At 66.4% G+C, this 6,502-nt stretch carries 5 protein-coding genes; 2 read left to right on the top strand and 3 right to left on the bottom strand.

Annotation, left to right across the window (positions count from 1 at the left end):
* Window positions 1-411 precede the first annotated feature (411 nt).
* On the top strand, window positions 412-2,535 hold the full coding sequence (locus RTQ83_RS24170) for a TonB-dependent receptor (RefSeq protein ID WP_312520593.1): 2,124 nt from the start codon (window positions 412-414) through the stop codon (window positions 2,533-2,535).
* Here the strand turns inward: RTQ83_RS24170 and RTQ83_RS24165 are convergent.
* From RTQ83_RS24165 to RTQ83_RS24155, 3 genes are all read right to left on the bottom strand, one after another.
* A complete protein-coding gene (locus RTQ83_RS24165) occupies window positions 2,510-4,021 on the bottom strand; it encodes a DUF3482 domain-containing protein (RefSeq protein ID WP_312520590.1) in 1,512 nt (503 codons plus the stop codon). The genes RTQ83_RS24170 and RTQ83_RS24165 overlap by 26 nt on opposite strands.
* Window positions 4,018-5,508 (bottom strand): DUF2868 domain-containing protein, encoded by a 1,491-nt coding sequence (locus RTQ83_RS24160; RefSeq protein ID WP_312520587.1) that lies wholly within the window; start codon window positions 5,506-5,508, stop codon window positions 4,018-4,020. Before RTQ83_RS24160 ends, RTQ83_RS24165 begins: the two co-directional genes overlap by 4 nt.
* A 147-nt stretch (window positions 5,509-5,655) precedes the next feature.
* Window positions 5,656-6,108: a hypothetical protein gene (locus RTQ83_RS24155; RefSeq protein ID WP_312520585.1), complete on the bottom strand. Its 453-nt coding sequence runs from the start codon at window positions 6,106-6,108 to the stop codon at window positions 5,656-5,658.
* Window positions 6,109-6,229: 121 nt separating this feature from the next.
* Here RTQ83_RS24155 and RTQ83_RS24150 point away from each other — a divergent pair.
* Window positions 6,230-6,502: hypothetical protein (locus RTQ83_RS24150; protein ID WP_312520582.1), on the top strand; the 273-nt coding region annotated here is incomplete at its 3' end.

Here is a 6,502-nt window from a genome sequence, read left to right as displayed (position 1 = left end):
ACGCCCACACTTATCGACTGTTAATTTTTAAAGAACTTTATTCGGTACTGCACTTACTGCATCGTTGCGAATCGTTGTGTTCGTCAGCAGCAGAGGAGAGAGATTATGCAGTGTTTCGCTAACTTCGTCAACCCCCCATTTGCTTCAGCTTAGATTTCTCTATCAACCTTGCTAACGTAACCACTTGATTACGTTAACGTTTTTCGGTTGCTGCCGAAGCGGAGGCGAACTATAGCAAACCTCTCAGCGGTTCCGCAAGTCCCTGCTGAGCAAATATCGCTCAGCGTTTTTCGGCGATCCGGCAACAGCAATTGTTGCAGTGCGCGTGGTTCGCTGACTGGCGCGGTATATTCCTTGGTTGATTTGCAAGACCACTGACTTGCACGCCTGCTATATACCTCTGGAGACATAATGAACCACACCGTTTTGCGCCGCACCACGATTGCCGCGGTTTGCGCCTGCTGGCCGCTGGCTGCCGCTGCCGCTACCGATGATGTGCGCGACCCGATGCACACCGTGGTGGTGAGCGGTACCCGCGCCGAACACACCAGCTTCGACCTGCCCGCCTCGGTCGACGTGGTCGATGCGGCGCAGATCGCCGACACGCAAATGCGCGTGAACGCGTCCGAAGCCCTGGTAGCTGTCCCCGGTGTGGTAGTGCGCAACCGCGAGAACTACGCGCAAGACTTGCAGATCTCCTCGCGCGGCTTCGGCACCCGCTCGGCCTTCGGCGTGCGCGGCGTGCGCCTGGTCGCCGACGGCATCCCGGCCACCATGCCCGACGGCCAGGGCCAGGCCGCGACCTTCAACCTGGATCTCGCCGAACGCATCGAAGTGCTGCGCGGCCCCTTCTCCGCCTTATATGGCAATCACTCCGGCGGCGTAGTGCAGCTGTTCACGCGCGAACCGAAAGGCGCGCCGTCGATCGAATCCAGCTTCTCGGCCGGCAGCTACGGCCAGCGCAAGCTCGACGTCAATGCCAGCGGCAAGAACGGCAACATCGGCTACCTGCTCGACGCTTCGCGCTTCGACACCGACGGCTACCGCGACCACAGCGCCGCGCGGCGCGACCAGGCCTATGCCAAGCTGGTGGTCGAGCCATCGGGCACCAGCCGCCTGGTGATCACCGCCAGCGGCCTGCGCCAGGACGACACCCAAGATCCGCTCGGCGTCACCTGGGACACCTACCAGCGCGACCCACGCGCCGGCGAGATCGATACCACCGATACGCAGACGCCGCAGCGCACGCTGGCCGAGCGCTACGACACGCGCAAGAGTATCGACCACCAGCAGTTCGGCGCCACCTGGGAGAGCCGCTTCGGCCCGGACAGGCTGCAGGTCACGGCCTACGGCGGCAACCGCCGCGTGATCCAGTACCAGTCGTTCTCGCGCGGCTTCCAGGCCCCAAGTAGCCACTCGGGCGGCGTGATCGATTTCGACCGCGACTTCTACGGCATCGACGCCAACTGGCGCGCCGTGCGTGACATCGCCGGCGGCACCCTGCGCACCACGGCCGGCCTGGAACTGGCGCGCTCCAAGGATGCGCGCCATGGCTTCGAGAACTTTGTCGGCACCACCTTCGGCGTGAAGGGCAACCTGCGCCGCGACGAACAGAACGAAGTCACCAGCGTTGACCCCTACGTGCAGCTCGAATGGGAACGCGGCCAATGGGTGATCAGCGGCGGCCTGCGTCACAGCCGCGTCGACTTCGACGTGCGCGACCAGTACCTGTCGAATGGCGACGACAGCGGCAGCGCGGACTTCAGCCACACCACGCCGCTGGTCGGCGTTCTGTATAAAGTCTCGCCGACGCTGAATGTGTACGCGAGCGCGGCGCGCGGCTTCGAGACGCCGACCATGAACGAATCGTTCTATTCGGGCACCGGCGGCGGCTTCAACTTCGCGCTGGAGCCGGCGATCGGCACCCACCTCGAAGCGGGCGTGAAGGCGATGGTGGCCAATGGTGTGCGCGTCAACGCGGCGCTGTTCCAGGTGAAGACCGACGACGAGCTGGTGGTCGACGCGTCCAACGGCGGGCGCACCAGCTACCGCAACGCCAGCGCCACGCTGCGCCAGGGCGGTGAATTGTCGGTGGACGCGGAGCTGGGCGGCGGCTGGAATGCGCGCCTGGCCCTGAGCATGCTGCATGCGATCTACGACGAAGGTTTCGGCGCGGTACCGGAAGGCAGCCGCCTGCCGGGCGTGCCGAAATCGAGCCTGTACGGCGAGTTCGGATGGCGCGAAGTGGCCGGCCGCTATGGCGCGGCGCTCGAGACCATCGCCAACAGCCGCGTGTATGCGGAAGACACCAACAGCGCCACGCCGGCGCCGGGCTACGCGATCGTCAACGCGCGCGTCCAGGCCAGCCAGCAGCTGGGCGCCTGGCGCCTGCGCCAGTTCGCGCGCGTGAACAATCTGTTCGACCGCGACTACGTCGGTTCGGTGATCGTCGGCGACACCAACCGCCGCTTCTACGAATCGGCCCCGGGCCGCAACTGGATGGTGGGCGTCAGCGCGCAGTACCAGTTTCAGTGATCGGCGCCTGCGCTGCCGCGATTGGATTGTCCGGCAGCGCGACGCCCGGATACAGCCGTTTGAGGACGGCTGTTATCACCGGAGCCAGTGCCGCGTCGACCAGGTCGGTCGCAGCGCCCAGGTCGGGCGCGGCGCGCACCGACTGCCACAGGCGCGGCTGGTCGATGCCGCTCGTGCCCAATGCAGCTTCCACCTCGCTCTGCCAGAACGGCGGCGCTTCGCTCTCCACATAATTGCCACGTCCCCGCCCGAAGTGCGCCACCGCCAGGTAGCGCAGGATCGCGCCGGTGAACAGCGACTGCAGGAAGGGATCGGCGAATTTCACGCTGGCGCGGTTACGGTCGGTGCCCTGATTGAAACCCCAGGCCGCGCCGGCCGCCGTGATGCCGCCGGCGATCGCGCCCAGCAGCGCGCCGGCTCCCAGCGTCAATCCACCTGCCATCATGTCGGCTGACAGCCCCGTCGCCGCGCCCGACACCACCGCACCGAGCAGGCCGGCCTGGGCCCGGTCCACCGGCGCGCGCACGGCGAAGTTCTCGCGCACGCGCGCATTCACCGCAGTCGCCTTGCCCGGGTCGATGCGGTACAGCGACAGCATGCGCGCGGTGGCGTGGTTGATACCGTCGTTCAGGCGCGCCACCAGTGCGGCCATCGCCAGCTCCTGGCGCCGTTCCTCGTCCTTGCCGATGCCGACCGCTTTCAGGGCGCTGCGCAGCATGCCGGGCTTTTCTTCGCCCAGCGCTTCGCTGTCGCGCGCGGCGGCAGCCAGCAGTTCAGCGCTCATGCGCAAGGCGCCGGCATAACGTTCGCGGTTGCGTTCCGACCAGGCGCCGAGCAGGCGCGTGTAGGCCGGTTGCTTCTCGGGCGCGATCAGGTGCGTGATCGATTCGTAGAACACATGCTCGTGCACCCAGCAGCGCGCGAACGCGTCCAGCGCCAGCACGTCCTTTACCACCGGGTACTGCGCCAGGTGCTGCTTCCAGCGCTGCGGCTCGCTTTGCTCCTCATGGGCCGGGCGCGGTGGACCGATCTGATTGAGCAGCACGACCACCGGCTTGCCCAGCCACTCGATGATCTTCATCTCGGGCGGCAGGTAGCCGGCGTCCTGCGGCGACTCGGACGAATTGACCAGATACAGCACCACGTCGGCCTCGTCGCGTGCGGCGCGCAATGCATTCTGGCTGAGCCAGAACGGGCGGTCGCGATAGCGGTCGAACACCTCGCGCAAGAACCAGCCGATCGGATTGTTGGCGTTCGACAGGCGTTTGAGCAGGCGCACCGAATCGCCGAAACCGGGGGTGTCCCACAACACCAGGCGGTCGCCTTCGACCGTCTCGAGCAGTGGGTAGCCTTCCGAGATCTGGGTGACGTGGGCGGCGTCGCGCACCTCGCCGACGTCCATCCCGACCAGGGTGCGTGCCAGCGTGGTCTTGCCGTTGTTGGTGTGCGAGACCAGCGCGAACTGGATTTTGGCGGGCGCGTTCATCGCAGCTCCGGCAGGGCCAGGCCCGCGCCCAGTTCAAGCGCGTGCTTGTCCGGGGCGAGCAGGTTGACGGCGTGACTCGACACGCCATGGAAGCCGCAGAACTGGCGCCACAACGCGATGCGCTCGGCCACGCGGGCATCCGTTCCCGCCTGATCGCCGCCCCGTTCCAGCAGCGGCGATTCGTCCAGCAGCACGGCGACGCCGCGCGGCACACGCCTGGCAAGATGGTCGAGCAGCGCGCCGTGGTTTTCCTTTTCCGGCGTCGCCGCAAGGCTGAACAGCACCGTGGTGACGGTGATGCCGGCTTCGTTCAGTGAGGTGTCGCGCAGCGCCTCCTTCGGCTCGACGCCATACGCGACCGGAGGCAGCAGCTGCACGCGCGCCTGTCCGCCCAGCGCGGCGGCCGCGATCGCCCACAGGCCGCGGTCGCGCGGTTCGTCGAGCGTGTAGCTGTACGGGATCACGCGCAGCACCGCCGGGGTGCCGGCGCCGACGCTGTCGGCCAGCTTGCGGTAATAAGGCTGGTCGAGATCGATCGGGAAGTTGCGCTTCAGGCGGCGCGCCTGGATCGCAGCGATGGCGGCGAGCAGCAGGCGCGGCGCCACCACCAGCAACAGCAGTGTTGCGCCGTACAGGTGCACCCAGCGCTCGCCGCCGGCGACGGTCGGCAGCGCGCCGCTCGTGCTGAAGCGCAGCTGCTCGATCTCGGCCAGCGAGAATCCTTGCAGGAACGGGAACACGATGAGCGCCGGCGTGAACAGCATCGAGAGCAGCGAGTGCACCTGCTGCGCATCGAGGAAGGTGCTCTCCCAGCCGGTGATGTACTGGGTAAGCAGGCCGCGCGCATACAGCGAGACGACGGCGCCGAGCGCGAAGCCGGCGGCGGCCAGGTGGAAGGTGCGGCTCAGACGCGCGCGCGTCAGCGGTTCGCTCATCGCCGACCAGTTGGCCAGGTAGTGGGCGACACCATCGGCCAGCGGCGCCGGCAGCTTGCGCGGCACCGCCACCTTGCCGGTGCTCAGGCGCTGCAGCAGCGGCGTGCCGCTCCTGCGCTTGCGCGCGGCCGGCACCAGCGCCCATATCAGCAGGCCGAGATACACCAGCAGGTTCCAGCCGATGATGCCGAGCAGCGGCGCCGACAGCAGGTCGACCCGGTGCGGATTGGCGATGCGGTCGAGCGCGGCGCCGATCACGAAAGCCAGCAGCGGCAGTGCGAGCCAGATGCCGGTCAGGCCGGGCGCGCGCCGATAAAAGGCGCCGAAGGCCGGCGTGCGTTCGCCCAGGCGCTTGAGGATCTGCTCGGCGCGCTGCTGCAGGAAGTGATGCTGGTTGGTCGCCACCTTGGCGTCGGACGCCTGCCATGCAGCCAGCTCGCGCGCGCTGCGCGTGGCGTACTTGCGATCGTCGTCGCTCAGCACCGCGTGGCCGACGTCGGCGGTCTCGATGGCGCGCACCAGCACGACGTTGCGTGCGACCTGTTCGTTCATGCTGCTCCTGTGATTCAAATGGCAATGTTGTGAGCTTTATTGTGCCCTAGATTCGCGGGGCGGTCAGTGAAGCAGCGTTCATAGTCGGGACGCGCCAATAAAAAACCCGGGCGATGCCCGGGTCATGTGAAGTACGCCGTAGCGTGCTTATCGATTGCGCTTGCTGCCGGAATCGGAAGACGGTTCGTCCGGGCGTCCCTGCCGCTGCTGGTTGGCAGAGCCGGCGCCGGTCTGGCGCGCGTTGTCCGGGCCGCTGGCCGACTGCTGCGAACCGGCCTGCTGGTATTGCTCCATGCCGTTGCCGGATTGCTGCTGCTGGCCCAGACGGTCCTGCTCGCCGCGCGCCTGCATGCGCTGCGCCTGCTGGCGTGCGCTCCATCCGCCGGTCTGCGCGCCGGCGCCGGCGCGTTGGCCGCGGCCTGCGGTGTCGGACTGCATCGAGCCGGTGAACGCTTTCGGGAACGGCGTGTCAAACCCGCCGGGCATCACGTAGCCAGGTGCCCTGCTCTGCAGGCTGCCTTCGGCGACGGTAAGGGTTTTCGGTTTCGCGATACCACGGGCGCGGTTGTCACCGCCTTTGACCTTCTCTTTCGACTTCATTCGATCCTCCGATTACTGAACCAGAGATCCGATCATGCGCGCTCGGGTTCAGCGGATGTATAGGACGAGGGGTTTGTGCGGTGTAGGAATCGCCTGACCGATTGTGAGTATCGAATGTTGCATGGGCTGGTTGAACGCGTCGGCAGCGGAGCTGCCAACCCTACGGTTGCCGATGATGTTCCGGCGGCGGGTTCTGGAAACGCTCCGACCGCGGTTGCTGGAAATTTCCGCTCGCGGCTCTTGGCCAATCAATTTCCGTTCGCGGTTCCTGGACAATCGTAGGATTGGCGGCTCCGCCGCCGACGCGCTCAACCAGTATTCGATCCGGCAAACCGTTTTACGAAGCCCAAAGCAAAAAACCCCACCAGATCACTGGTGGGGTTTTTCATATAAC

This window comes from Massilia sp., assembly GCF_031995545.1.
Lineage (GTDB): Bacteria > Pseudomonadota > Gammaproteobacteria > Burkholderiales > Burkholderiaceae_D > Telluria.
The sequence above is the reverse complement of the archived record's forward strand: the minus strand, read 5'-3'. Positions and strand labels throughout refer to the sequence as shown.

Coding starts and splice junctions, on each gene's coding strand:
- RTQ83_RS24165 (WP_312520590.1), bottom strand. CDS start 4,021: ATGAACGCGCCCGCCAAAATCCAGTTCGCGCTGGTCTCGCACACCAAC.
- RTQ83_RS24170 (WP_312520593.1), top strand. CDS start 412: ATGAACCACACCGTTTTGCGCCGCACCACGATTGCCGCGGTTTGCGCC.
- RTQ83_RS24160 (WP_312520587.1), bottom strand. CDS start 5,508: ATGAACGAACAGGTCGCACGCAACGTCGTGCTGGTGCGCGCCATCGAG.
- RTQ83_RS24155 (WP_312520585.1), bottom strand. CDS start 6,108: ATGAAGTCGAAAGAGAAGGTCAAAGGCGGTGACAACCGCGCCCGTGGT.